A 25,070-nucleotide genomic window follows, 5' to 3' on the forward strand; every position below is an offset into this window, starting at 1 on the left:
GCCGCGATCGCGGTTCGATCCGGCTCACTACGAACTCGTCGTCCGGGCACTCGGTGTTAACGGGGGTAACGGTTGTACCGGCGGGGACCGGACCGGTCCGGCGGCTCACGGAACGGTCGAGCCGTCCGAAATGTGTTGGCGCGCAATGTATTCGGTGGATGTGCGCGAAACGGTCGCGGCCGACGGACTCCGGTCGTTCGAACGGTTGTCGCCCTGCCACATCTGCCGACGCCGGCCCGGAATGCGATCAAAGTCGTTGGTGCCCAAGAGTTCCGGCGCGGGCGTGCTTCGTGATGGGTTGGTTCCCGGGGTAGATGAGCGAACCGGCGCGTGCGAGGCCGCCCGCCGACGGGGTATGGATGTGTGTGAGAGGGCCACGTCCGATTCCGAAGCCGGCGGTCCCGGCTGGGGCAGCCGGAGCCGCCCATTTGGTGCCGAGTGTGGGACTCGAACCCACACGTCCGTGAGGACAACGGTTTTTGAGACCGTCGCGTCTGCCAGTTCCGCCAACTCGGCGCACCGGGAGGAAATGATAGCCGGTGGGTGCCCAGGTTGCCGAATCGGTCCGGCACGGCCGGGTTCGCGCTGGGTAGATGGGTTGTGTGCGAGGTTGAACGGTACGCTTTAGGACACTCGGGTGTGCGTGGCCGGTGACGGGGCGGGTCGGCTGCGCACATCGGGTGTCGGCATCGGAATATCGAGGGGTCTGTCTATGGGAACGAATGCAGGGGGCGCGGGCGCGAAGCAGGACGCGCCGGCTGCCGCGAAGCGTGTCGTGGTGGCCGAGGACGAGGCGCTCATCCGGATGGACCTTGTGGAGATGCTCTCCGAGGAGGGCTACCAGGTCGTCGGCGAGGCCGGTGACGGCCAGCAGGCGGTCGACCTGGCCGTGGAGTTGCGGCCCGATCTGGTCATCATGGATGTGAAGATGCCGCGTCGCGACGGTATCGATGCTGCCGCCGAGATTGCGTCCAAACGTGTTGCGCCCGTGGTGATTTTAACCGCCTTCAGTCAGCGGGACCTGGTGGAGCGGGCGCGCGACGCGGGCGCCATGGCCTATCTGGTGAAGCCGTTCACGAAATCGGATCTGGTGCCCGCGATCGAATTGGCGGCCAGTCGTTTTCACGAGATCTCCGCGCTGGAACAGGAGGTCGCGACGCTGTCGGACCGGCTGGAGACGCGCAAGCTCGTGGAGCGGGCGAAGGGCGTGCTGATGCAGACCCAGGGCCTGACGGAACCCCAGGCGTTCAAGTGGATTCAGCGCACCGCGATGGATCGGCGCACCACGATGAAGGCGGTCGCCGAAGTGGTCCTGGAGAATCTCGCGCCGAAGTCCTGACCGGTCGGCGCGCGGTTGCGGATGCGGGCCGGTGGCACGGCCGGTGGTCGCTGATCGAGGCGTGCCTGTGACCGGTGGCGTGAACGCGCCGGGCCGGGTCGTCGTGCCGGCGGAAACAGCGGAGGGTGGCCGCGCCCGCGTCCGACATGCGCCGGTCGCGCCCGGTGCCGGGGGATGTCGGTGCATATCCCTAGACTCTGTGCCGTGACTCCAGCCTCCACCGATCAGCGTCAGGGCAGTGTGTCGTCCACCACCGCCGCAGCGGCAGCGCCGAAAGCCGGCAGTGCCGGTTCGGCCGCGCCCGGCGAGCGGCCCACGTTGTTGTTGCTGGACGGCCATTCCCTGGCCTACCGCGCGTTCTACGCGCTTCCGGCGGAGAATTTCAAGACGGTCACCGGGCAGACCACGAATGCCGTCTACGGCTTCACGGCCATGCTGATCAATCTGCTTCGCGACGAGCGGCCCACGCATGTGGCGGCCGCGTTCGACGTCAGCCGTAAGACGTTCCGGGTCGAGGCGTATCCGGAGTACAAGGCCAACCGGATCACTACTCCGGACGAGTTCCGCGGGCAGGTGGAGATCACCCAGGAGGTGCTGGGCGCGCTCGGCATCCCGGTGATGGCGATCGAGGGATACGAGGCCGACGACATCATCGCGACGCTCGCGACTCAGGCTGTGCCGCAAGGGTTTCGGGTGCTGATCGTCACCGGCGACCGGGATTCGCTGCAATTGGTGAACCCCGATGTGACGGTGCTGTATCCGAAGAAGGGCGTTTCCGAGCTCACCCGGTTCACCCCGGCGGCGGTCGAGGAGAAATACGGCCTCACTCCCGCTCAGTACCCGGATTTCGCCGCGTTGCGGGGCGACCCGAGCGACAACCTGCCCGGTATCCCGGGGGTGGGTGAGAAGACGGCGACCAAGTGGATTCGTGAATTCGGTGATCTGGCCACTCTGGTGGAACGGGTCGACGAGGTGCGCGGCAAGGTCGGCGACGCGCTGCGCGCGAATCTGTCGAATGTGGTGCTGAACCGCCAGCTCACCGAGATGGTCCGGGATGTTCCGCTGCCGTACACGCCGGAGCAGCTGGCCCAGCAGCCGTGGGATCGCGACAAGATCCACCGGCTGTTCGACGATCTCGAATTCCGGGTGCTGCGGGACCGGCTGTTCGAGACCCTGGCCCCGCCCGAGCCCGAGGCCGAGAGCGGTTTCGAGATCAGTGGCGGTCCGATCGCGCCCGGCGCCGCCGCGGACTGGCTGGCCGAACATGCGAAATCCGGTGCTCGCCATGGCGTTTCGATCGTCGGGACGACCACGCCGGTGCACGGTGACGTGAAGGCGATCGCGATCGCCGCCGCCGACGGCGAGGGTGGCTATTTCGATGTGGTCGCGCTGACGCCCGAGGACGAGTTGGCCCTGGGCCGCTGGCTCGCCGACGCCGACATCGCCAAGGCGGTGCACGAGGCCAAGGCGGCCGTGCACGCCCTGCGCGGGCGCGGCTGGCGGCTGGCCGGGCTGACCAGTGACACCGCGCTGGCGGCCTATCTGGTCCGGCCCGGCCAGCGCACCTTCAACCTCGACGATCTGTCGCTGCGCTATCTGTCGCGTGAGCTGCGAGTCGAGGCGGCCGAGGACGCCCAGCTCTCGTTGCTCGACGACGAGGACCAGGTCGACACCGAACTCGCCCAGGCCGAGATCCTGCGGGCGCGGGCGGTGGCGGACCTCGCCGAAGCCTTCGACGCGGAATTGGATCGCATCGAGTCCCGGTCCCTGCTCACCGAGATGGAGCTGCCGCTGCTCGGCGTCCTGGCCGAGCTGGAACACGCCGGTATCGCGGTGGATACCGACCAACTCGAGCAACTCCAGCGCGAATTCGCGGATCGGGTGGCCGCCGCGGCGGACGCGGCCTACGAGGTGATCGGCAAACAGATCAACCTCGGTTCGCCGAAACAACTCCAGGTGGTGCTGTTCGACGAACTGGACATGCCCAAGACCAAGCGGACCAAGACGGGCTACACCACCGATGCCGACGCGCTCGAGTCGCTGTTCGAGAAGACCCAGCATCCGTTCCTGGAGCACCTGCTCGCCCACCGCGACGCGACCCGGCTGAAGGTGACCGTCGACGGCCTGCTCAAGTCGGTGGCCGACGACGGTCGGATCCACACCACCTTCAATCAGACCATCGCCGCGACCGGTCGGCTGTCCTCCACCGAACCGAACCTGCAGAACATTCCGATCCGCACCGACACCGGCCGCCGGATCCGGGACACGTTCGTGGTGGGGCCCGGTTACGAATCGTTGATGACCGCGGACTACAGCCAGATCGAGATGCGGATCATGGCCCATCTGTCCAAGGATGCGGGCCTGATCGAGGCGTTCAACTCGGGCGAGGACCTGCACAGCTTCGTCGCCTCGAAGGCCTTCGACATTCCGATCGCCGAGGTGCATCCGGAGATGCGCCGCCGCATCAAGGCGATGTCCTACGGTCTGGCCTACGGGCTGTCGGCCTACGGCCTGTCGCAGCAGCTGCGAATCAGTGCCGAGGAGGCCAAGGCCCAGATGGAGGTGTATTTCTCCCGGTTCGGGGCCATTCGCGACTATCTGCGGGATGCGGTGGACCAGGCCCGCAAGGTCGGCTACACCGAGACGCTCTTCGGGCGCCGGCGCTATCTGCCCGACCTGGATTCCAGTAACCGCCAGCGTCGTGAGGCCGCGGAGCGGATGGCGCTCAACGCGCCGATCCAGGGCACCGCCGCCGACATCATCAAGGTCGCGATGATCAATATGCAGACCGCGATCGCCGAGGCCGGTCTGCGCTCACGCATGCTGCTGCAGATCCACGACGAACTGGTCTTCGAGGTGGCGGCCGGTGAGCGCGAAGCGCTGGAGTCGCTGGCCCGCCGGCAGATGTGCAACGCCATCGAACTGTCGGTGCCGCTCGAGGTGGTGGTGGGTGTCGGCCACAGCTGGGATTCCGCGGCGCACTGACCACGGCCGGTCCGTCCCGTCGGTGCGGTGACCCGGCCCGACCGCGTGCGTAGGCTGGCGGCGATGAGTGTGATCGACTGGGACCACAACGCCTTCTACCACTCGACGCTGCTGCGGCGGCTTCCGGCCGGATGTGGGCCGGTGCTCGAAGTCGGTTGCGGGGCAGGAACATTGGCCGCGGCGCTGGCCGGGCGTGCGGAGCGGGTCGATGCGCTCGACCGCTCGCCGGAGATGATCGCGGCGGCGCGGCGGGTCGTGCCCGCCACGGTGACGTGCACGGTGGCCGATGTGCTCGACCATCCGCTGCCCGAGGCCGCCTACGACGCGGTGGTCTCGCTCACCGCCCTGCACCACATGCCGCTGGATCTCGTCCTGCCGCGGTTGGCCCGGGCGCTGCGACCGGGCGGCGTGCTGGCGGCGATCGCGTTGCCTCGACCGGATCCGCTGCGCGAATGGCCGGTCGAAGTCGCCGCCGCGGCGGGGCATCGAATCTTCGGAGCGGCATTCGCGGTGCTGCGCGCGACCGGGCACCGATCGTGGTTCGCGCACGAACCGTCGCACGACGCGATGCCCGTCGTCCTCGATCCGCCGTTGACCACCCGTGAAGTGGCCCGCCGGGCGCAGGCCGTCCTGCCCGGCGCACGGGTGCGGCGGCTGGTGTTCTGGCGCTATCTACTGGTCTGGCACAAGCCGGGAGTGGCCGGCAACTGAACCCGCCGAGCGCATCCGGGCGCGCTCAGCGCCACCCGCCGTGGCCTGCGCCGATGCCTCCCGCGCCACGGCACGGATCGTTCGTGTGCCGTTCACGGAAAAATGTGACGAAGTTACTCGTGGGTTCCGCGGCGATATTGTTGCCATCGCCGAGTCGAATCCATATTCTCGAAGCCGTGCCGAATCCCGCCGCAAGCCACAGCGCCGCGCGCAGTGTCGCCGATCGCGACCGCGTGGTGCTCCTGCCGCTTACCGCGATGGTGGCTGCTGCGCGACTTCTCGTAGTACCTCGCCGTAGCGGGAGCTGATTCGGACCGGCCCCCTCGCTGCGGCCGTTGAAGATTGTTTGCGCTGGTCCCCTCTGTCATCCGACCAACGACAAAGCTTCGGGAAGACCTAGTCCAATGACGATCACGATCGATACACATGCCTTCATCGCGGCCGCGCCCAAGGGGCTGCGCGCCGAATCCGCCGACCTGACGCCCGCCGAATTCTACGAGCGCTACTGCGGCCACAACGGTCCGATCAAGCTCAGCGACTGGTCGCCGGTGGGCCGGGAGGCCACCGCGACCTACACCGCGACCCTCGAAATGGCCGGTCACCTGCGGACCGTGGTGTCCGCGGGTAGCCCGGTCGCGGCGCTGACCTCCGCCCTCTACGACGAGGGTTATCCGCTCGAGATCCTGCAGTTCCATCAGCGCCGCACCGACGCCGGCACCGCCACCTTCGTCCAGTGCGAATGCAACGGGCGCCGCGGCTGGGGTGCGGCGATCGCCGGCGACGGACCGGAATCGACGGTGCGGGCCATGATCGCCGGCATCAACAAGCTCGGTAACTGACACCCGCTGAGCGGCGAAAAACCAAGTGCCGCATCCTGTTTCGATTCGAAATCGGATGCGGCACCGGTGTGTCGGCAGCTTCGGTGATCAGCCCTGCTGCTGCTCTTGCTCGGCGAGCTGCTTGCGCACCTCGTCCATATCGAGCGCCTTCACCTGGGAGACGAGATCTTCCAGGGCGGCCGGCGGCAGGGCGCCCGGCTGCGCGAACACCAGCACACCCTCGCGGAACGCCATGATCGTGGGGATGGAGCGGATGTTGGCGGCGGCCGCGAGGCTCTGCTCGGCCTCGGTGTCCACCTTGCCGTGGACGACGTCGGGATGCTGCTCCGAGGACGCCTCGAACGTGGGCGCGAACGCCTTGCAGGGCCCGCACCAATCGGCCCAGAAATCGACGAGCACGACGTCGTTTCCGGTCACGATCTCGTCGAAATTCTGCGCGGTCAGGGTCTGGGTGGCCATGGGTTCCTCTCGTGTCGTTGTATGCGGTGCAACGCGGGCTGGTGCGGTTATCTTCCGCGGGTCAACCGTGGAGCCCGCCCCCCGGGGCGATCGGCCACTCGATCCGCCGATCACCGTCCCACCGCCGGATACCCACCACCGTAGCCGCAGAACCCCGGTCGGACGCCACAGCGTCGACGGCGGTGGCCATCAGATCCGGCCGCAGCCGCCGAGCCAGCGTCACGTGCGGGGTCCACGCGCCGGGCCGCATGGTCGCCGGAACTCCCGGGCAGGCGTCGACCGCGGCGGCCACGTGGCGGTGCAATGCGAGCAGCTCGTCGGTGGGCACCACCATCCGCACCAGAATCGGATGCCGGGCGCCGAAGATCAGCAGTCCACCCAGCCGGATCGGTAGCGGCCGAAACGGAAGGGCGCCGAGCGTGCGGTCCAGCCGCGGCCAGATTTCGCGGGCGACGGCGACGGTGATGTGCGGCCGGTGATCCGGTGTGGGACTGTGGATTCCGGCCGCGGCCAGCGACCGCCACTGCCGTCGGATCTCCGCCTCGGCCGCGTCGTCGAGCACCAATTCCACCGATTGCACCATGGTTCCCGTCAATGTACGCGCGCCGGCGAGCCCGGTTCGGGGATCGGTGGACACCGGGATCGCCCGGTCGCCGCGCCCGGGGGCCGGCGGGGCCGATGCGGGTGTGGTCGGGCGGCACCCAATAGGGTTGCCCGGGCGGACGGCCGGGACGGGGTGCGAACACAAGGAGTGGGTGCGGTGGAAACGCGGCGGACGGTGCGACTCGGGCTGATCGAGGGCGACGGCATCGGCCCGGAAGTGGTGCGGGCGACTCGTTCGGTGGTGGACGAAGCGCTCGGGGCCGTCGGCGCGCCCGCGCCGGAGTGGGTCGAGTTGCCGATCGGGCATGCGGCGATCGCGGACTGCGGCGATCCGCTGCCGGAGACCACCCTCTCCGCGCTCGCCGAACTCGACGCCTGGGTTCTCGGCCCGCACGACAACGCGTCCTACGCCCCCCAGCACCGCACCGGAACCCCACCCGGCGGTGCGATCCGCAAGCGCTTCGGTCTGTACGCCAATATCCGACCGGCCCGGGCGTTTCCCGGGGTGCGGGCAGCGGCGCGGGATATCGACCTGGTGATCGTGCGGGAGAACAGCGAGGGCTTCTACGCCGACCGCAACATGTTCGCCGGGTCGGGTGAATTCCGTCCCACCCCCGATGTGGCGATGGCGGTCGCCGTGATCACCCGGGCCGCCTGTGCCCGCATCGCCCATCAGGCCTGCGCCCTCGCGGCGGCTCGGCGCGGCCGGTTGACCATCGTGCACAAGGCGAATGTGCTGCCGATGACGATGGGTTTGTTCCGCGAGGTCTGCTTCGAGGTGGCGGCCGGATATGCGGGTGTCGAGGTCGACGACGAACATGTCGATGCCGCCGCGGCCCACTTGGTGCGGGCTCCCGGCGACTACGACGTGCTGGTCACGGAGAACCTGTTCGGCGATATCCTCTCCGATCTCGCCGGTGAGCTGGCCGGTTCGCTCGGCCTGGCGGCGTCGCTGAACTGCTCGGCCGACCAGGCGATGGCCCAGGCCGTCCACGGCGCGGCCCCCGCCCTGGCCGGTCGCAACCGGGCGAATCCGGGAGCGCTGCAACTGTCGGCGGCGATGCTGTTGCGCTGGCTCGGCACCCGGGACGACGCGCCGGCGCTGAGCGAGGCCGCCGACCGCATCGAGCGGGCCGTGGCGGCCACCCTGGCCGCCGGTATCGCCACCGCCGACCTGGGCGGACTCGCCTCGACCAGCGAATTCACCGAGCAGGTGTGCGCCCGTGTGCATCGCCGCTGAATCGGCGTGTACCCGCGCCGCCCGGTGCCGGCGCCCGTTAACCTGCGCATTAACCTTCGGTAACCGACCGGCGCATTCCGTGCCGATCACCTAGATTTCGAATGCTGGATTGCTACACGGCGGCCTGTCCGGTGACGACGGCTGCGCGAAGACGGAGGGCTGCGTGTCTGGTCGAGTCGGCGCCCGCGGGTACATCCTGCGGGTCGCGTGTGCGATCGCCGGTGCGGCGGTGCTGGCGACCGGATGCGTCGACAACACCGAAGACGAATCGCCCAAGGTGCCCAAGGTGCCGGTGACGAAGGTGGAATCGATCGCCGCGCAACTGCCCCCGAAGATCGCGCAGGGGGGCCGGCTGGTGGTCGGTGTGAACGTGCCCTATCAGCCGAACGAGTACCGCGATCCGCATACCGGACAGATCATCGGCTTCGACGTGGATCTGATGGACGCGGTGGCCGCGGTACTCGGCGTGCGCGCCGACTATCAGGAAGCGGACTTCGAGAAGATCATTCCGGCGATCGAGGCCGGCACCGTCGATGTCGGCATGTCCTCGTTCACCGACAACCGGAACCGGGAGAAGACCGTCGATTTCGTCGACTACTTCTCCGCCGGGATCCAGTGGGCGCAGCGCAAGGGCCGGCCCGTCGATCCGAACAACGCCTGCGGTAAGAAGGTCGCGGTGCAGCGCACCACCACCGAGGACATCGACGAGATCCCCGCCAAATCCAAGGCCTGCACCGACGCCGGGAAGCCCGAGATCCACAAGATGGCCTACGACGAACAGAGCGCGGCGGCCACGGCCCTCGTCCTCGGTCAGGTCGATGCCATGTCGGCCGATTCACCGGTCACCGCCTACGCGATCAAGCGCAATTCCGACACCATCGAGGCAGCCGGCCCGGTCTTCGAGGCCGAACCGTACGGCTGGCCGGTGCCGAAGGGCTCACCGCTGGCGCCGGTCCTGCAGGCCGCGCTGCAACATCTGATCGACACCGGCGCCTACCGCACCATCGCGCAGAACTGGGGCGTGGAGGCCGGTGCGATCACCACCTCGGTCATCAACGGCGCGAAAGGCTGAGTGCACATGTCCGCGCAACATTCGTCCGGCTCGCCGGGCCGCCCGTCCGAGCCGGATCTGCCCGAGACCATCGAGGCGGTGCCGCTGCGGCGGCCGGGCCGCTGGCTGGCGGCGGCGGTGCTGCTGATCCTGCTCGCGCTGTTCGTCTACGGTGCCGCCACCAACCCCGCCTACCGCTGGGACACCTACGCCAAATACCTGTTCGATCGCCGGATATCCGAGGGCGCGCTGGTCACCCTGGAGCTGACCGTGCTCGCGATGGCCATCGGCGTGATCCTCGGGGTGATCCTCGCGGTGATGCGGTTGTCGCCGAATCCGGTGCTGCGGTCGGTGTCGTGGGTGTATCTGTGGATCTTCCGCGGCACCCCGGTGTACATCCAGCTCGTCTTCTGGGGCCTGTTCCCCGCGCTGTACAAATCCATTCAGCTCGGAATCCCGTTCGGCGGGCCCAGTTTCGTGCAGTGGGACGTGCAGGACTGGTCGCAACCGTTCATCTTCGCCATGATCGGGCTGGGCCTGAACGAGGCCGCCTACATGGCCGAAATCGTGCGCGCCGGTGTCAATTCGGTGGGTGAGGGTCAGCGTGAGGCCTCGATCGCGCTGGGCATGTCCTGGGGCCAGACCATGCGTCGTACCGTGTTGCCGCAGGCGATGCGGGTGATCATCCCGCCGACCGGCAACGAGCTGATCTCCATGCTCAAGACCACATCGCTGGTCACCGCGATCCCGTTGACCACCGATCTCTACGGACGCGCCCGCGACATCTACGGCATCAACTTCCAGCCGATCCCGCTGCTGCTGGTGAGTGCCACCTGGTACCTGGCGATCACCAGCGTGCTGATGGTCGGCCAGTTCTATCTCGAGCGGTACTACTCGCGCGGTGTGACCCGGCAGTTGACCGGTCGGCAGCTGCGTGCGCTGGCCACCGCGAAGCACACCACGGAGGCCGGAAAATGAGCGCTGCCGCAACCTCTTCGGAGGTGCCGATGATCCGGGCCGAGCGCGTGTGCAAGAACTTCGGCACCCTGCAGGTGTTGCAGGGCGTCTCGCTCGAGGTCGCCCGCGGGCAGGTGATGTGCCTGATCGGCCCGTCGGGGTCGGGGAAGTCGACCTTTCTGCGCTGCATCAATCATCTGGAGCGGGTGAATGCCGGCCGGCTCTACGTCGACGGCGAGCTGGTCGGCTATCGCGAGCGGGGCGGCAAACTCTATGAACTGCATCCGCGCGAAGCGGCCCGCCAGCGCCGCGACATCGGCATGGTGTTCCAGCATTTCAACCTGTTTCCGCACCGCACCGCGCTGGCGAACGTGATCGAGGCGCCGATCCACGTGAAGAAGGTCGCCCGCTCGGAGGCGGTGGCCCGGGCGCGGGAACTACTGGATCGAGTCGGTTTGGCGGACAAGGCCGATGCGTACCCGGCGCAGCTGTCGGGTGGGCAGCAGCAGCGGGTCGCGATCGCCCGAGCGCTCGCCATGGACCCGAAGCTGATGCTCTTCGACGAGCCGACGTCGGCCCTGGACCCGGAACTGGTCGGCGAGGTCCTCACGGTCATGCGGGAATTGGCGGATTCGGGGATGACGATGGTCGTCGTCACGCACGAAATGGGGTTCGCTCGCGAGGTGGCCGACCAGTTGGTGTTCATGGACGGGGGCGTGGTCGTGGAGGCGGGTGATCCGCGCGCGCTGCTGGCCGACCCGCAACAGGAGCGGACCCGGGCCTTCCTGTCCCGAATCCTCTAGCGCGGAAACGGGACTCGGCAAGCCCGGGGTCGGTCAGGAGCGGCGGGTGAGGACGACCCGATCGGCCAGCACCTCCGCGCCGCCCGCCGGGGTGAAATAGATCTCCATCACCGTGCGGTCGGGTGATTCGAACCGGATCACGGTGCGCATCGGCGTGGTCTTGCCGGCGTTGGCCGGACCGAGGATGCCCGGATCGGTGAAATCTCCGGTCATGACGATATCGGCGGCGGAACCGCTGTTCTTCGCGCCCCGATAGGTCATCATCATCGGCGTCATGCTGTCCACGGTCGACCATTCGTAACGGTCGTCGGTGGGGGAGTAGCCGAGCGCGCCCTGCCGATAGTACGGCTTGTCACCGAGAGTGCCGTCGACCTCCTCCTGGAGAAAGTTGTTGCCGGTCTTCGTGATCCAGTGCCAGCGCGAGACGGTATCGTGCGCGACCAGCGGGTGGTCGGGGGTGCCGCCGGCCACATAGGTGGATTTCTCGACCGACCATTCACCGACCAGCCGGTCCAGCCGGGTGTGTCCGGCATCCTGGTGGGCGACCGCGGTGGCGATGGTGGTGGGGGCAGCGGACGGCTCGGCATCGGAGCCGCCGCAGGCCGCCGTCACGACGGCGACGAGGACGAGGACCGGCGCCAGCCGCATTCGCAGGGACGTCTTCACGATCGACACCTCAGTTCCCGTCGAATGCCGTTGCGCGCGAGACCTTCTCCCACGCGTGAATGTCGTCCCGCACCGCGTCGAGGTGGCCGAGCAGGGTATCCACCGAATCGCTGCCCAGCGGCAGTCGCAGCGGTGTCCGCTCGGCCTCCAGCGCGGTACGGATCGCCGCCGCGGCCTTGGCCGGATCGCCCGGCTGGGTGCCGTCACCGTCTCGGACCATCCGGCGGGTCTTACCCGCGGTGTCGGCGTACACCTCGGATTCGGCGCTGAAATAGGCTGCGCCCGAACCGAACAGGCCGGTGCGGAAGGCACCGGGCTCCACGACGAGCACCTGGATGCCGAACGGCGCGACCTCGTCGGCGAGGGCCTCGGAAAAACCCTCCAGCGCGAATTTGGTGGCGCTGTAGGCGGAAAAGCCCGCGAACGACATCTGACCGCCCACGCTGCTCATCATGACGATCGCGCCGCTGCGCTGGGCCCGCATCTGCGGGAGCACCGCGCGGGTGAGGGCGGCGGGACCGAACACGTGCAGATCGAACAGGTCGCGCAGCTCCCGATCGGTGGTCTCCTCGACTGCCCCCACCTGCGTGCGGCCGGCGTTGTTGACCAGGACGTCGATCCGCCCGTAGCGGGCGATCACATCGGCGACCACCGCGTCGATGCGGTCGGTGTCGGTCACGTCCAGTGCGACGGCCTCGATCCGATCGGGATGGGCGGTGACGAGATCGTCCAGTGCCGCGGTGCGGCGGGCCACCGCGACCACGATATCTCCGGCGTCGATCGCCTCCTGGGCGATCGCGCGGCCGAAGCCGCTGCTGGCCCCGGTGATCAGCCAGACCTTGTCTGTACTCACGCGAAATTCTCCTCGGTAGTTCTCGGTACGAGAGAAATCTTCGACTGTCCCCAGTGGTGGAGTCCAAGACCTTCGGCTATAACCATCGGTTATGGACGTGCACGGGCGTGATCTGCGATATTTCGTCGCGGTGGCCGAGGAGCTGAACTTCACCCGGGCGGCGCAGGCCCTGTTCATCTCCCAGCCCGCGCTGTCGAAACAGATCCGCGCGCTGGAAGCGCAGATCGGCGGTCCCCTGTTCGACCGCGACGGCCGCTCGGTCCGCCTGACGCCGGTGGGCCGGGTGCTGCTGCCGCACGCCCGGAAACTGCTGGCGGATTGGGATCGGGCGTGGACGGAAGTGGAGGCCGCGAAGGCCGGTCAGCACGCGACCGTGACCATCGGAATCAGTACCAGCCCGGGGCGCGGCCTGCTCCCGGCGATCCGGTCTCGGTTCGGCACCGCCTTTCCCCTCGCGAAACCGGTACTGCGCCAAACGGGTTGGTCGGACCCGACCGCGGGCTTGGCCGACGGTAGCGCCGATGTCGCCTTCGTCTGGCTGCCGTTGGCCGAACCGGACCGCTACGAATGGCTCGTGGTGGCCCGCGAGCCGCGGCTGGTGGCGCTGCCCGCCGATCACCGGCTGGCCGAGCACTCGGTGATCGACTTCGCGGATCTGCTCGACGAGCCGTTTCTCGCGCTGCCGAAATCCGCGGGCGCACTGCGTGATTACTGGCTCGCCGTGGATGCCCGCGGTGGCCGCGCACCGATTGTCGGCGCGGAGATCACCAGCACCGAGGAAACCTACGAGGCGCTGCTCAACGGCGACGGGGTCGTGCTTCTCGCCGCCGGCAACGTTCCGCTCGTCGCGCACGAAGGAGTGGTGGTCCGGCAGGTGCGTGGGATCAGCGCGAGCGAACTCGCGCTGGCCTGGCGGCGTGGTGAGACGCGCCCCCTCGTGCTCGGCTACCTCGAGGCATGTCGCCGGGCGGTCGGCCCGCGTTAGGGCGGCGTCGCCCGCCGCGATCGGTCACCGGAGCAGCGCCTTCGCCCGGCCCAGCGCGATCCGCAACTGTCCGAGCAGCACTTTCGCCGCGGGCGATGCGGGGCGGTCCGAACGCCAGGCGAGGGCGAGCTGTCCGTGCATCCGCGGCTCGGTGATCTCGACCATCCGGACACCTGCCGCCGCGGCCTGTTCCGCGCTGAGCGCCGGAGCCACCGCGATGCCGAGTCCACCCGCGGCGAGCCGAACCAGCAGCGCCGGTGCGGCCGCTTCGAATTCGATGCGCGGCGTGAAACCCGCGGCGGCACAGCAATGTTCGAGCACTCCGCGGATTCCGGTTCCGCGCGGGAGGCAGATCAGGGAGCGCTCGCGCAGTTCGGTGAGGGCGATCCGATCGCCGAACTCGTCGTCGTCGCGGGCCACCGCCGCCGCCAGCGGGGTCTCGAAGATGATGTCGACGCCGAGGCGCCGGTCGAGGTCGTCGCCGGTCAAGCCGATCAGGGCGATATCGAGTTCGCCGTGGACCAGCGCGGCGAGCATCTTCTCGGTGGTGTCCTCGGTGAGGGTGATGCCGACCTGCGGATGATCGCGGTGGAAGGCGGACAACACCGCCGCCACGTCGAACTCCTCGGTCGCGGCGCCGGAGATGAGGCCGACCCGGACCTGGCCACGCAACAGTCCGGTGAACTCGTCGACGGTGAACGAAACCTGTTGCGCGGCTGCCAATGCCGCGCGGGCGTGTGGCAGCACGGCGGCGCCGGCGGCGGTCAGGGTCACGGTCCGGCCCGAGCGGTCCAGCAGCGGTTGGCCGAGTTCACGTTCCAGCTGCCGGATCTGCGCCGACAGTCCGGGTTGCGCCAGATGCAGCCGCTGTGCTGCCCGGGTGAAATTGGCCTCCTCGGCGACGGTGACGAAGTAGCGCAACTGCCGAATTTCCATAACTGAGGATTCTAGTATCGAGAAGAACTATCTGTTTTACTTCTCACATCGGCCGCGGCAGAGTTCGAGATATGACGAAGTCGACCTTTCCCTCCGAACTGCCCACCGTCACCGGCCCGATCTTCCGTCCGGGTGCGGACGGGTACGACGCCGAGATCTCCGGATTCCAGACCGCCTACACCCACCGCCCGGATCTCGTCGTCGGCGCGGTCCATGCCGAGGACGTCCGCGCGGCCGTGGAATTCGCCGCCCGTCACCGCCTGCCCGTCGCGGTGCAGGCGACCGGGCACGGCCTGTCGGTACCGGCCGACGGCGGTGTGCTGATCAGTACCCGGCGCATGACCGAGGTGCGCGTCGATGCACACGCCCGCACCGCCTGGGTGGCCGCCGGCGTCCAGGCCGAGGCGTTGATCGCGGCCGCGGTCGCTCACGGGCTCGCGCCGCTGAACGGCTCCTCGCCCTCGGTCGGCGTGGTCGGTTATCACCTCGGTGGCGGGCTCGGCATTCTGGCCCGGACCTTCGGCTATGCCGCCGACCACGTGCGCGCCCTGGACCTGGTGACCGCCGACGGGCGCCTGCGCCGGCTCACACCCGGCGACGAATTGTTCGGCGCCGTACTGGGTTCCGGCGGGAATTTCGGTGTCGTCACCGGGATGGAACTGGAGTTGTTCCCGATCACCGAGGTCTACGGTGGCCGGCTGATCTTCGATACCGCGCTGGTGGAGTCCGCCCTCGAGGTGTGGCGGCAGTGGACCGCCGAGGTGCCGGAGGAGATGACCGCCGCGATCACGATGATGACCATGCCGGATGTCCCGGCGATCCCGGAACCGCTGCGTGGCCGCTATGTGGCCACGGTGAATATCGCCTTCACGGGATCCGCAGCGGCGGGCGAGCGGTTGGTCCGGCCGCTGCGCGAGGTCGGCCCCCGGCTCGCCGACGACCTGCGGACGATGCCGTACAGCGACACCCACGGGATCTACAGTGACCCGCCCTTCCCGCACGCCTACACCGCGACCAATGCCCTGCTGACGGACCTGCCCGCGGATGCGGCGGCCGCCTTCCTGGATGTCACCGGTCCCGGAGCGCCGATCGCGGCGGTGGCCGGCTTCCGTCATCTGGGCGGTGCGCTGCGCCGGCCCGGGCCCGTCGGCATCGCGATGGATCATCGAGAGGCCGAATACAACGCGCGCATCATCACGATGCCGAGCGCCGAGACCGCCGAGGTGCGCGGTTTCCACGAGCTGGTCGCGAAGACGCTGTCGCCCTGGACCGTCGGGCACAACCTGAACTTCCTCTACGGCGGCGGCGACTGGGCCGACGAGAGTCAGACCCGCGCCGGATACACCCCCGCGACCTACGCGCGACTGCAGGCGCTCAAAGCCGAATACGACCCGGCGAATCTGTTCCGCTGCAATCGCAACATCGTCCCGGCCTGACCCGGCGCTGGACGGCCGGAATATCTCGGCGCTATCGTCGTGATATCACTTCAATATTGGGAGGATGTCATGGCGCTGCGCCCGGCCTTTCGGCTGAACGGGTTCTTGATGCTGCTGGTGCTACTGGTGGTCGGTGCCGCCGGCTTGATCGGCGGGGTCGCGGCCACCGACGCGGTCCGTGCGGACGGCGGCCCCGGCGCGGCGATCGGCGCGGGTGCGGGCTACGTGATCGTCGGGGTGGCGGTGGTTCTGCTGACCGGTCTGACCACGGTGAGTCCGAACGAGGCCAAGGTGCTGCAGTTCTTCGGCCGCTACATCGGGTCGGTGGCCGATCCCGGCTTCTTCTGGGTGGTGCCGCTGACCACCCGGCGGCGAATCTCGTTGCGAGTCCGCAACTTCGAGACACAGAAGCTGAAGGTCAACGATTTCGACGGCAATCCGGTGGAGATCGCGGCGGTCGTGGTCTACCGCGTGGTGGACAGCTTCAAATCCGCCTTCGCCGTCGACGACTACGAGGAGTACGTGCAGACCCAGTCCGAGGCCGCGGTCCGGCATCTGGCCACCGTGCATCCGTACGACGCCGCGCCGGAGGCCGCGCCCACCGGGTTCGCCGCCACCGCGGACTCGGCTCCGGCGGGTGATTCCGCGCCGACGAGCCTGCGAAACGGGACCGAGGTGGCCGAGGAACTGACCGCCGAACTGCGCGAGCGCACCGCCCTGGCCGGTATCGAGATCCTCGAAGCCCGGATCACCCACCTGGCCTACGCGCCGGAGATCGCACAGTCGATGCTGGTCCGTCAGCAGGCCGCCCAGGTGGTGGCCGCGCGCAGCCGGATCGTGGAGGGCGCGGTCGGCATGGTCGGGATGGCGCTGCAACGGCTGACCGACGAGGGCATGGTCGACCTGGACGAGGAGCGGCGGGCCTCGATGGTGTCGAATCTGCTCGTCGTGCTCTGCGGCGATCGGTCGGCGCAGCCCGTCGTCAACACCGGAACCCTGTACTCCTGATGGTCAAGCGCGAGCCCAAGAAGGTGCTCGTCCGGCTCGATCCGGCCGTCCACGAGGCGATCGCCAAGTGGGCGGCCGACGACCTGCGCAGCATCAACGCACAGATCGAGTACGCCCTGCGGATGGCGCTCGACCAGGTGGGGCGGTCGCCGCGGCGCGCTGGGGAGACCCCCGAATGAAAACAAACCTGACACCCGTTTAGTCCGGAATTTATTACCACCTGGTCACGCATTGAACACAAAACGCCCCAGGAAGTGCGAAAAGGTCACAGATGGGTAGCTTGGTTGCGTGCCAATCGTGTTCGAAACCGGGGGACTGCAGCAGCTTGACCAGACCACGTGGGGGAATCCGGCCACCCGTGACATCATCACGCTGAGCTACATCGATCTGGTACCGGACTTACCCGCCCCGCTGTCCGACATCGACACATTGCGCCGCCGTCTCACCGAACTGCAGGCCGAATTCGGCTGCCTGATCGAGGCCCACGCCATCACCGTGGACTCGCAACCGGCGCTGTTGCGGCTGGAGAAGTTCCCCCTGGCCGATCAGGCCAGCGGCCTCGGCTTCACCGCCGGCATCGTCGTGCCGAAGGCCGGCTGCAGTGCCATTCTCAAGATCATGTGCCCCGAAACCGGACGGTCTGGGGTGCGGGAGGCCGCGGTGGTGCCGAAGGTCGGGTTCGCGAACATGTTCCCGCCGCATCCGTACGCGCCCGAGGTGAAGGGCAAACTGCCCTACAACGTCGCCGACGACGCCCGTTGGGATCCGCAGTTCCCGGACCATCCGCTGACCCGGGCGCGGCGCTGGATCACCCACATCAGCCGGACCGCTCGCATCGATCCCCGCTTCGCGGCGCTGCCACCGTTCCCGGGCCCGGCCGCCGACGCCACCGCCGGTGCGGTGGAACCGGCAACACAGCCCGCGCCGGCGGCCAAACCGGATCCGGGCAAGACCACGCCGATTCCGGCGCAGGCGCCGGTGACCGACGGCAAGGCGCCCGCGACGCCGCCGCCGTTGCCGCGGGCCGCCCGAGCTAGTGCGGCCGCGGCTTCTCGGTGACGAAAATCGCTGTGCCGGGAAAGATCTCCCCGCGCAACGGGCTCCACTGACCCCATTCCCGGTCCAGCCACTCCGGCCACTCCGGTTCGACGATGTCGAGCAGGACCAGGCCCGCGCCGACGATGTCGCGGACCCGGTCGCCGATGGTGCGGTGATGCTCGACGTAGACCGGCTCGTCGTCGGCGTCGACCTCGACATAGGGAGTGCGGTCGAAGTAGGGGACGGTGGCATGCAGGCCGTCGGGGCCCGGATCGTCGGGGAAGATCCAGCGCATCGGATGGTTGACCGAGAACACCCAGCGCCCGCCGGGGCGCAGCACTCGCGCCACCTCGCGCATCACCTGGCCGGCATCGGCGACGAACGGCACCGCGCCGAAGGCCGAACACGCCAGATCGAACGATTCCGCCGCGAACGGCAGCGCCTCGGCACCGGCCTGCACCAGCGGCACCTGCGGCCCGCCCCGGGCCATCGCGGCGAGCCCGCGATCGAGCATCGCGCGTGACAGGTCCAGGCCGACCGGATCGGCGCCCTGCGCGGCCAGCCAGCGCGAACACGGCGCGGACCCGCAGCCGATCTCGAGGACGCGCCGCCCGCGCACCTCACCGAGCAGATGCCAATCGCCCTCGTGCAGGCCCTCCGGACACCAGACGAATTCCCCGGAGTCGGAGTCGACGCCCAGGAAATCGGCGTGAGCGTCGTGATACTGCGCGGCGTCGGCGTCCCACCAGCGGCGGCTGGCCCGCTGGCTGGCCGCCGACCCGACCTTCGTGCGACTCACCCGAGCCGTGCCGAGGACGGCCTCGGCCTGGGCGTGGCGCTGCGCACCGGACGATTCCGGAGACTGCTCATCCGACATGGCTGGCAGCGTATGGCACGGGCGGGAGGTACCGGGCCGCGGCGGCACGGTTGACATTCGACGTGACGGGTACCACAGTGTGCGGGAACGGTGTTCGAGGCCGGATGCGTGATGGGGGTGCGGGCAGGGGCCCGTGTTTGCTTGGCGTAAGTCACGTCGCGTACGCTGTTTCCCGCGAGTGTCTTCGGCATTTGCGTAACCGCTGACGGTACTGTAGCGCTCGGTACTGCGGAGCCACTGGTGCTACACGGCCAATGGTATTGCGGAGCACCGGTGTAGCGGGGTTTCGCAGCAGCAGGGGTTACGGATTTCGGAAGTCGCCCGCAGGCTGTGGTTCCACAGCCGGTGCTGTGAGTTTCTGCAGTGAGTACAGCGTTGTGCTGTGTCGCAGCGATGTGCTGTGCATGGCCGTCAACGTAGTTCCACCGCTGTGACTTCACAGCAAAACCGAGAGTTCCAATGTCCACTACCGACCACAATCCGTCCGGAGCAACCCAACATATGCCCACCACCGTCACCTCGCCGCAGGTAGCCGTCAACGACATCGGCTCCGCCGAGGACTTCCTCGCCGCCATCGACAAGACGATCAAGTACTTCAACGATGGAGATATCGTCGAAGGCACCATCGTCAAGGTCGATCGGGACGAGGTTCTGCTCGACATCGGTTACAAGACCGAAGGCGTCATCCCTTCCCGCGAACTGTCCATCAAGCACGATGTCGACCCGGCCGAGGTCGTTTCCGTGGGCGATGAGGTCGAGGCCCTCGTTCTCACCAAGGAGGACAAGGAAGGCCGCCTGATCCTGTCGAAGAAGCGCGCGCAGTACGAGCGGGCGTGGGGCACCATCGAGGAGCTCAAGGAGAAGGACGAGGCCGTCAAGGGCACCGTCATCGAGGTCGTCAAGGGTGGTCTGATCCTGGACATCGGCCTGCGTGGCTTCCTCCCGGCCTCCCTGGTCGAGATGCGTCGCGTCCGCGATCTGCAGCCGTACGTCGGCAAGGAGATCGAGGCGAAGATCATCGAACTGGACAAGAACCGCAACAACGTGGTCCTGTCCCGCCGCGCCTGGCTGGAGCAGACCCAGTCGGAGGTCCGCAGCGAGTTCCTGCACCAGCTGCAGAAGGGCCAGGTCCGCAAGGGCGTCGTGTCCTCGATCGTCAACTTCGGCGCGTTCGTCGATCTCGGCGGCGTCGACGGTCTGGTGCACGTCTCCGAGCTGTCCTGGAAGCACATCGACCACCCGTCCGAGGTCGTCGAGGTCGGTATGGAGGTCACCGTCGAGGTGCTCGACGTCGACCTGGACCGCGAGCGGGTCTCGCTGTCGCTCAAGGCGACCCAGGAAGACCCGTGGCGTCAGTTCGCCCGCACCCACGCCATCGGCCAGATCGTGCCCGGCAAGGTCACCAAGCTGGTTCCGTTCGGTGCGTTCGTGCGCGTCGAGGAGGGCATCGAGGGCCTGGTGCACATCTCCGAGCTGGCCGAGCGCCACGTCGAGGTGCCGGACCAGGTTGTCGCCGTGGGCGACGACGCGATGGTCAAGGTCATCGACATCGACCTGGAGCGTCGCCGGATCTCGCTGTCGCTGAAGCAGGCGAACGAGGACTACCACGCCGAGTTCGACCCGTCGAAGTACGGCATGGCCGACAGCTACGACGAGCAGGGCAACTACATCTTCCCCGAGGGCTTCGACCCCGAGACCAACGAATGGCTCGAGGGCTACGAGAAGCAGCGGGAGGAGTGGGAGAACCGCTACGCCGAGGCGGAGCGTCGCCACAAGATGCACACCGCTCAGATGGAGAAGATGGCGGCCGACGCCGCCGCCGAGGCCGCCAACGGTGGTGCCTCCGGCAACTACTCCTCCGAGAGCGGCGCGCAGGCCTCGTCCTCGAGCTCCGCTGAGCCGGCCGGTGGTTCGCTGGCGAGCGACGCCCAGCTGGCCGCGCTGCGCGAAAAGCTGTCCGGCAACGCGTAATCGCTGAGCTGTACGAAGGCTCCGGTCCGAAAGGGTCGGAGCCTTCGTCGTTGTTGGGGTCGGTCGGACGCGCCGAGGAGAAGGTGGCATCGTGACCGACCACAGGCCGGGCTCCCGGTGCAGCAGGGCTGTCCGGGTGCCGCCGATTGCGCGCCCTTTCCGGGCGGCACGGGGGCTAGGACCGGGGCGGTCCCGGCGCCGGGGCTGTGCGGCCTCGGCGCCGCGGAGACCGGTCGAGACATCGCCGATGGATGGTTTCCGAAGGCGCCACCGGCCGGTCGACCGGATTGAACCCGTTGCCCGTCCGCGGTTCCCGGCGGTCCGTTATTGTCGGCGCAGATCTTGACACTGTCCTTTTCACCTACGCGGAAGGTCTCGGCACCGGCATGGGTCTGTTCGACGGCATCAATCGGCGTGATTTTCTGGCGAAGGCGATGGCGGCCGGTGGTGTCGGCGCGATGGCGGCCTGGGCGAACCCGATCATCGAACGCGCGTACGCCGCCGATCCGGCGGGGATGGGCGGGCTCGGTGACATCGAGCATTTCGTCCTGCTCATGCAGGAGAACCGCTCCTTCGACCACTATTTCGGAACCCTTTCCGGCGTATGCGGATTCGACGACGCGTCGACGGCCTGGAAACAGTACGGCTACGCACCCGGTGTGGGCCCGACGTCCGAGGGCTACCTTCTCCCGTTCCGGCTCGACACCACTCGCGGCGCCACCCTCGACGGCGAATGCATCAACGATCCGGACCACTCCTGGGCCGGCATGCACGAAGCGTGGAACGGCGGCGGCAACGATCGCTGGATGCCGATGTCGGTGGCCAGCGTCGGCGCCGCGAACGGCCCGGCGGCCATGGGTTACTACACCCGCGCCGACATTCCGGTGCACCACGATCTCGCCGACGCGTTCACGCTGTGCGACCACTACCACTGTTCGGTCCTCGGGCCGACCGACCCCAACCGTCTGTACTGGGTGTCGGCCACCATCGATCCCGACGGCCGGGCCGGCGGTCCGCTGGTCGAAACCCCGACCCTGATCCCGCAGAACGCCTACAGCTGGCGTACCTATCCGGAGAATCTGTCGGACGCGGGGGTCAGCTGGAAGATCTACAACAACCGTGACGTCGGGCCGATCTCGTCGGTGATCCTCGACGGCATGATGGGCTGTTTCAAGCAGGCCGCCGACCCGAATTCCGAACTGGCGCAACGGGGTAAGGCACCGGTCTATCCGCAGGACTTCGCCGCCGACGTCGCCGCGGATCGGCTGCCGTCGGTGTCCTGGGTTATTCCACCGCTGTTCAACTGCGAGCATCCCGCACTGCCGCCGGCCCTGGGCGCGGTCGGCATCATGCAGGTGCTCGACATCCTGACATCGAATCCGCGGGTCTGGGAGAAGACGGCCCTGATCGTCAGCTACGACGAGAACGGTGGCTTCTTCGACCACGTCACCCCGCCCACCCCGCCGCCCGGGACGCCGGGGGAGTACCTGACGGTAGATCTGAACCGGGTGCCGGCCGCCAAAGGTGTGGCCGGCCCGATCGGATTGGGTTATCGGGTCCCGTGTTTCGTCATTTCACCGTATTCGCGCGGCGGTTTGGTCGCCTCGCAGACCTTCGACCACACCTCGCAATTGCGTTTGCTCGAGCGTCGTTTCGGCGTGGAGGTCCCCAATCTCACCGCCTGGCGACGCAGCGTTACCGGGGATATGACGTCGGCATTCGATTTCGCGAAAGCGCCGGATGCCACGCCGCCGCGGATCACCGACCCGAAACCGAAATCGGATGCCGCACTGGCCCAGTGCGGGCCGAATATCGCGCTCGGAACCGCCGGTTCGGGAATTCCCTATCCGGTCCCGCCCAATGCCATGCCCACCCAGGAGCCCGGTAGCCGCCGCAGTCCGAGCGGTCTGGTCTGAGTCGGGAAAAGACCGGCGGCCCACCGGATCCGGTGGGCCGCCGCGAGCCGAAGGTCCTGGTCAGCTCGCCGTGGCCGGAACCCAGCGGGCCGCGGCGCCACGACTGCGCATGGCCGCGAAGCTGTGCCGTGCCGGACTGAGCAGGGCGGTGAACCACGAGCGGCGATGTTCGGCCAGTGCGGCGGCAACGGCGGGAATTCGGACGCAGTGCACGGTGCCTGCCATACCCAGCCGGTGGCGACCCGACTGGATGTTTGTGGTGCGCAATGATCTTCCTTCGCTAGCTCGGTGGCCTGGATCGCCTGCGGCGAAACAGTAGCGGAACAAAGGTGACGGGTTGCGGATTTTGCCTGACTTTCACCCCGGCGTGTCGGAAAGTTGCCGACCGCAGGTCGGTATCCGGCGGAAAAAGTTGCGAATTGATATCGCCCGCGTCACGGAATGGGTAATTGCCGTCCGGGCCGGGTGAGAATCGTTCGGGCGATGGGTAATCAGTTTCGCCGGGGCACGGGCCGGGATGCGGACGCGCGAGCCGGTCGGGCGGATGCGAGACTGGGGAAATGTTGCGTATCGGTCTCACCGGAGGCATGGGAGCGGGAAAGTCGACGGTGGCACGGCTGCTGGTCGAGCACGGAGCGGTGCTCGTGGACAGTGACGCCATCGCGCGCGAAGTCGTCGAACCCGGCACCGAGGGCCTGGCCGCCCTCGTCGACGCCTTCGGCCCGGAGATCCTGGCCGAGGACGGCAGCCTGAACCGCCCGGCGCTTGCGGCGGTCGCCTTCGCCGACGAGCAGTCGCGCACCACCCTGAACTCGATCACCCATCCGCTGGTCGGGCGCCGCACGACCGAGCTGATCGCCGCCGCGCCCGCGGATGCCATTGTGGTGCAAGATGTTCCGCTGCTGGTCGAGAACAATCTCGGCGCGATGATGAATCTCGTCGTGGTGGTGATGGCCGACGAGCAGATCCGCGTGCACCGGCTCGAGCAGTTCCGGGGCGTGAGCCGCGCGGACGCGCGGGCGCGGATCGAGGCGCAAGCCAGCGACGAGCAGCGGCGGGCGGCCGCGGATGTCTTGTTGGACAACAACTCCGGCGCCGAGGCGTTGGCGCCGCAGGTGCAGGCGCTCTGGGAGCGGCGCCTGGTGCCCTTCGAACACAATGTGCGCACCCGGACTCCGGCGAGTTCGTCCGGTGCGGTGCGCTTGGTCGAGCCGGATCCGCAGTGGCCGGCGCAGGCGCAGCGGCTGATCGGTCGCCTGTGGCTGGCCTGCGGTGGCGACGCCCGCCGCATCGACCACATCGGTTCCACCGCGGTGCCCGGGCTGGCCGCCAAGGATGTGATCGATATCCAGATCACGGTCGCCGACCTCGCCACGGCCGACGCGTTGCGAGATCGGTTGGCGGACGCCGGTTTCCCGCCGATCGATTCGGTGACCCGTGACAACCCGAAGCCCACGGCACAGGATCCCGCGGGTACCGATACCGCGTTGTGGGCGAAACGCCTGCACGGCAGCGCGGATCCGGGCCGGCTCGCGAATGTTCATGTGCGCGTGGAAGGTTCGCCGGGGCAGCGGTTCGCCCTGGATTTCCGGGACTGGCTGCGCGCCGACGCCGACGCCCGCGCCGAGTATCTGGAGATCAAACGCCGCGGCGAGGCGGAGGCGGCGGGGAAGCTGGGCGACGAGGCCGTAGTGGCCTACCTGGCGGTGAAGGAACCCTGGTTCGACAAGGTCTACGAGCGGATTTCACCGGCCTAGTCGCGGCTGGGCGCGGCCCGCCGGCCGTCGAGTTCTCGCCGGCCGTCGCCCCGGGCCGGCTCTCTCAGCGCCGGCCGAGCGTGATGCCACGCGAGCGCAGCCATGCCTCGAAATCGTGTCCGTGCGAGGCGATTCCGTCGATGGCGGTGGTGGCGGCCTCGATGGCCTGCTGTGCCTGCGCGGCGCTCAGATATCCGGCGGCGTGGGCGGCCAGGAGTTCGTCGACGTCGAGCAGAATCGCCTCCCGTCCGGTGCGTACCACGATGTCGAGGTAATGGTCGACCGACTTCCACCGCTGCGGCCCCGTCTTGGTGAAATCGCCGATATCGAGGTAGAAGTCCTGATCACGCAGGTGAGTGGGGCGGAAGTGGAAGACGGTGGCGCGCAGCGACAGTTCCGGTAGCAGCCAGGACTCGAGGTAGTGGAATTCCGGGTGATCGGCCGGGCGGGCCATGTAGAGCCCCCAGGGCTCGCTCCGAAACGTCTCGACCGGCCGCACGAAACCCTTCGGATCGGTATTGGTGGACTCGGCGAGGTCGAAGTATTCGATTTTCGGCCGATGCAGATCGACCACATGCCCCTGCGTCATGCCCTGAATCTACCGTCGCGAGGCCGCGGAAGGCCCGCTCGCGCCGATGAT

The 25,070-nt window shown here is 68.1% G+C and carries 24 protein-coding genes and 1 tRNA gene; 16 read left to right on the forward strand and 9 right to left on the reverse strand.

Annotation, left to right across the window (positions count from 1 at the left end):
• Positions 1-429: 429 nt before the first annotated feature.
• Positions 430-516, reverse strand: a tRNA-Leu gene (locus ON37_RS09440).
• A 196-nt stretch (positions 517-712) separates the two neighbouring features.
• Here ON37_RS09440 and ON37_RS09445 point away from each other — a divergent pair.
• The 4 genes from ON37_RS09445 (at position 713) to ON37_RS09460 (ending at position 5,874) form a co-directional block, all read left to right on the forward strand.
• A complete protein-coding gene (locus ON37_RS09445; RefSeq protein ID WP_040718488.1) occupies positions 713-1,339 on the forward strand; it encodes an ANTAR domain-containing response regulator in 627 nt (208 codons plus the stop codon).
• A gap of 204 nt (positions 1,340-1,543) precedes the next feature.
• Positions 1,544-4,324, forward strand: coding sequence for a DNA polymerase I (gene polA, locus ON37_RS09450; protein WP_373281996.1), 2,781 nt, complete (start codon positions 1,544-1,546; stop codon positions 4,322-4,324).
• A gap of 63 nt (positions 4,325-4,387) precedes the next feature.
• Entirely contained in the window at positions 4,388-5,035 is a 648-nt protein-coding gene (locus tag ON37_RS09455; RefSeq protein WP_210741941.1) for a class I SAM-dependent methyltransferase, read from the forward strand.
• A gap of 404 nt (positions 5,036-5,439) precedes the next feature.
• Positions 5,440-5,874: an alpha-isopropylmalate synthase regulatory domain-containing protein gene (locus ON37_RS09460; protein WP_040718490.1), complete on the forward strand. Its 435-nt coding sequence runs from the start codon at positions 5,440-5,442 to the stop codon at positions 5,872-5,874.
• 87 nt (positions 5,875-5,961) lie between these two features.
• Here ON37_RS09460 and trxA read toward each other — a convergent pair whose 3' ends face one another.
• Both trxA and ON37_RS09470 read right to left on the reverse strand, forming a co-directional pair.
• Entirely contained in the window at positions 5,962-6,333 is a 372-nt protein-coding gene (trxA, locus tag ON37_RS09465; protein ID WP_040718491.1) for a thioredoxin, read from the reverse strand.
• Positions 6,334-6,394: 61 nt separating this feature from the next.
• Positions 6,395-6,916 carry a 2'-5' RNA ligase family protein gene (locus tag ON37_RS09470; protein ID WP_040718564.1) on the reverse strand — a complete coding sequence of 174 codons (522 nt, stop codon included), beginning with the start codon at positions 6,914-6,916 and terminating at the stop codon, positions 6,395-6,397.
• 168 nt (positions 6,917-7,084) lie between these two features.
• Between ON37_RS09470 and ON37_RS09475 the strand changes: the two genes are divergently transcribed.
• From ON37_RS09475 to ON37_RS09490, 4 genes are all read left to right on the forward strand, one after another.
• Positions 7,085-8,176: an isocitrate/isopropylmalate dehydrogenase family protein gene (locus ON37_RS09475; RefSeq protein ID WP_083892855.1), complete on the forward strand. Its 1,092-nt coding sequence runs from the start codon at positions 7,085-7,087 to the stop codon at positions 8,174-8,176.
• 163 nt (positions 8,177-8,339) lie between these two features.
• Positions 8,340-9,248 (forward strand): ABC transporter substrate-binding protein, encoded by a 909-nt coding sequence (locus ON37_RS09480; protein ID WP_040718566.1) that lies wholly within the window; start codon positions 8,340-8,342, stop codon positions 9,246-9,248.
• Positions 9,249-9,254: 6 nt separating this feature from the next.
• Positions 9,255-10,205 carry an amino acid ABC transporter permease gene (locus tag ON37_RS09485; protein WP_040718567.1) on the forward strand — a complete coding sequence of 317 codons (951 nt, stop codon included), beginning with the start codon at positions 9,255-9,257 and terminating at the stop codon, positions 10,203-10,205.
• The gene (locus tag ON37_RS09490; protein ID WP_040718492.1) at positions 10,202-10,987 is read left to right on the forward strand and encodes an amino acid ABC transporter ATP-binding protein; all 786 of its coding nucleotides are present in this window, start codon (positions 10,202-10,204) and stop codon (positions 10,985-10,987) included. Before ON37_RS09485 ends, ON37_RS09490 begins: the two co-directional genes overlap by 4 nt.
• Positions 10,988-11,020: 33 nt before the next feature.
• Here the strand turns inward: ON37_RS09490 and ON37_RS09495 are convergent, their stop codons facing one another.
• A complete protein-coding gene (locus tag ON37_RS09495) occupies positions 11,021-11,653 on the reverse strand; it encodes a DUF1579 family protein (RefSeq protein WP_157171398.1) in 633 nt (210 codons plus the stop codon).
• Positions 11,654-11,663: 10 nt separating this feature from the next.
• Positions 11,664-12,506, reverse strand: a complete 843-nt coding sequence (locus tag ON37_RS09500) for an oxidoreductase (RefSeq protein WP_040718493.1) — start codon at positions 12,504-12,506, stop codon at positions 11,664-11,666.
• A gap of 91 nt (positions 12,507-12,597) precedes the next feature.
• On the opposite strand from ON37_RS09500, the gene ON37_RS09505 reads away from it, so the two are divergent.
• Complete coding sequence (locus ON37_RS09505; protein WP_040718494.1) at positions 12,598-13,491, forward strand: LysR family transcriptional regulator; 894 nt, start codon at positions 12,598-12,600, stop codon at positions 13,489-13,491.
• 24 nt (positions 13,492-13,515) lie between these two features.
• Here the strand turns inward: ON37_RS09505 and ON37_RS09510 are convergent, their stop codons facing one another.
• The gene (locus tag ON37_RS09510) at positions 13,516-14,427 is read right to left on the reverse strand and encodes a LysR family transcriptional regulator (RefSeq protein WP_040718496.1); all 912 of its coding nucleotides are present in this window, start codon (positions 14,425-14,427) and stop codon (positions 13,516-13,518) included.
• Between the two features lie 71 nt (positions 14,428-14,498).
• Here ON37_RS09510 and ON37_RS09515 point away from each other — a divergent pair, with 71 nt between their 5' ends.
• The 4 genes from ON37_RS09515 (at position 14,499) to ON37_RS09530 (ending at position 17,930) form a co-directional block, all read left to right on the forward strand.
• Positions 14,499-15,863, forward strand: a complete 1,365-nt coding sequence (locus tag ON37_RS09515) for an FAD-binding oxidoreductase (protein WP_040718497.1) — start codon at positions 14,499-14,501, stop codon at positions 15,861-15,863.
• Between the two features lie 69 nt (positions 15,864-15,932).
• A complete protein-coding gene (locus tag ON37_RS09520; RefSeq protein ID WP_040718498.1) occupies positions 15,933-16,871 on the forward strand; it encodes an SPFH domain-containing protein in 939 nt (312 codons plus the stop codon).
• On the forward strand, positions 16,871-17,050 hold the full coding sequence (locus ON37_RS09525) for a type II toxin-antitoxin system antitoxin (protein WP_040718500.1): 180 nt from the start codon (positions 16,871-16,873) through the stop codon (positions 17,048-17,050). The genes ON37_RS09520 and ON37_RS09525 overlap by 1 nt, the downstream gene beginning before the upstream one ends.
• A 109-nt stretch (positions 17,051-17,159) precedes the next feature.
• Entirely contained in the window at positions 17,160-17,930 is a 771-nt protein-coding gene (locus ON37_RS09530) for a hypothetical protein (protein WP_174362089.1), read from the forward strand.
• Here ON37_RS09530 and ON37_RS09535 read toward each other — a convergent pair.
• Complete coding sequence (locus tag ON37_RS09535; protein ID WP_040718502.1) at positions 17,905-18,786, reverse strand: class I SAM-dependent methyltransferase; 882 nt, start codon at positions 18,784-18,786, stop codon at positions 17,905-17,907. The two genes, ON37_RS09530 and ON37_RS09535, sit on opposite strands and share 26 nt — an antisense overlap.
• A gap of 501 nt (positions 18,787-19,287) precedes the next feature.
• Here ON37_RS09535 and rpsA point away from each other — a divergent pair.
• Both rpsA and ON37_RS09545 read left to right on the forward strand, forming a co-directional pair.
• Positions 19,288-20,757, forward strand: coding sequence for a 30S ribosomal protein S1 (gene rpsA, locus ON37_RS09540; protein WP_040718505.1), 1,470 nt, complete (start codon positions 19,288-19,290; stop codon positions 20,755-20,757).
• Positions 20,758-21,143: 386 nt separating this feature from the next.
• Positions 21,144-22,673, forward strand: coding sequence for a phospholipase C (locus ON37_RS09545; protein WP_040718570.1), 1,530 nt, complete (start codon positions 21,144-21,146; stop codon positions 22,671-22,673).
• 60 nt (positions 22,674-22,733) lie between these two features.
• Here the strand turns inward: ON37_RS09545 and ON37_RS31660 are convergent, their stop codons facing one another.
• The gene (locus tag ON37_RS31660; RefSeq protein ID WP_040718506.1) at positions 22,734-22,940 is read right to left on the reverse strand and encodes a hypothetical protein; all 207 of its coding nucleotides are present in this window, start codon (positions 22,938-22,940) and stop codon (positions 22,734-22,736) included.
• Between the two features lie 293 nt (positions 22,941-23,233).
• Between ON37_RS31660 and coaE the strand changes: the two genes are divergently transcribed.
• Positions 23,234-24,430, forward strand: a complete 1,197-nt coding sequence (gene coaE, locus ON37_RS09555; RefSeq protein ID WP_040718507.1) for a dephospho-CoA kinase — start codon at positions 23,234-23,236, stop codon at positions 24,428-24,430.
• A 64-nt stretch (positions 24,431-24,494) separates the two neighbouring features.
• On the opposite strand, the gene ON37_RS09560 is transcribed toward coaE, so the two are convergent.
• Complete coding sequence (locus ON37_RS09560; RefSeq protein ID WP_040718509.1) at positions 24,495-25,019, reverse strand: ribonuclease FAU-1 family protein; 525 nt, start codon at positions 25,017-25,019, stop codon at positions 24,495-24,497.
• Between the last annotated feature and the right edge of the window lie 51 nt (positions 25,020-25,070).

The organism is Nocardia veterana NBRC 100344, from assembly GCF_000308855.1.
Classification (GTDB): domain Bacteria; phylum Actinomycetota; class Actinomycetes; order Mycobacteriales; family Mycobacteriaceae; genus Nocardia; species Nocardia veterana.

Bases quoted from the DNA above. Each gene is read 5' to 3' on its own strand.
- ON37_RS09445 (WP_040718488.1), top strand. From the start codon at position 713: ATGGGAACGAATGCAGGGGGCGCGGGCGCGAAGCAGGACGCGCCGGCT.
- ON37_RS09455 (WP_210741941.1), top strand. From the start codon at position 4,388: ATGAGTGTGATCGACTGGGACCACAACGCCTTCTACCACTCGACGCTG.
- ON37_RS09460 (WP_040718490.1), top strand. From the start codon at position 5,440: ATGACGATCACGATCGATACACATGCCTTCATCGCGGCCGCGCCCAAG.
- trxA (WP_040718491.1), bottom strand. From the start codon at position 6,333: ATGGCCACCCAGACCCTGACCGCGCAGAATTTCGACGAGATCGTGACC.
- ON37_RS09470 (WP_040718564.1), bottom strand. From the start codon at position 6,916: ATGGTGCAATCGGTGGAATTGGTGCTCGACGACGCGGCCGAGGCGGAG.
- ON37_RS09485 (WP_040718567.1), top strand. From the start codon at position 9,255: ATGTCCGCGCAACATTCGTCCGGCTCGCCGGGCCGCCCGTCCGAGCCG.
- ON37_RS09490 (WP_040718492.1), top strand. From the start codon at position 10,202: ATGAGCGCTGCCGCAACCTCTTCGGAGGTGCCGATGATCCGGGCCGAG.
- ON37_RS09505 (WP_040718494.1), top strand. From the start codon at position 12,598: ATGGACGTGCACGGGCGTGATCTGCGATATTTCGTCGCGGTGGCCGAG.
- ON37_RS09510 (WP_040718496.1), bottom strand. From the start codon at position 14,427: ATGGAAATTCGGCAGTTGCGCTACTTCGTCACCGTCGCCGAGGAGGCC.
- ON37_RS09515 (WP_040718497.1), top strand. From the start codon at position 14,499: ATGACGAAGTCGACCTTTCCCTCCGAACTGCCCACCGTCACCGGCCCG.
- ON37_RS09520 (WP_040718498.1), top strand. From the start codon at position 15,933: ATGGCGCTGCGCCCGGCCTTTCGGCTGAACGGGTTCTTGATGCTGCTG.
- ON37_RS09525 (WP_040718500.1), top strand. From the start codon at position 16,871: ATGGTCAAGCGCGAGCCCAAGAAGGTGCTCGTCCGGCTCGATCCGGCC.
- ON37_RS09535 (WP_040718502.1), bottom strand. From the start codon at position 18,786: ATGTCGGATGAGCAGTCTCCGGAATCGTCCGGTGCGCAGCGCCACGCC.
- rpsA (WP_040718505.1), top strand. From the start codon at position 19,288: ATGCCCACCACCGTCACCTCGCCGCAGGTAGCCGTCAACGACATCGGC.
- ON37_RS09545 (WP_040718570.1), top strand. From the start codon at position 21,144: ATGGGTCTGTTCGACGGCATCAATCGGCGTGATTTTCTGGCGAAGGCG.
- coaE (WP_040718507.1), top strand. From the start codon at position 23,234: ATGTTGCGTATCGGTCTCACCGGAGGCATGGGAGCGGGAAAGTCGACG.
- ON37_RS09560 (WP_040718509.1), bottom strand. From the start codon at position 25,019: ATGACGCAGGGGCATGTGGTCGATCTGCATCGGCCGAAAATCGAATAC.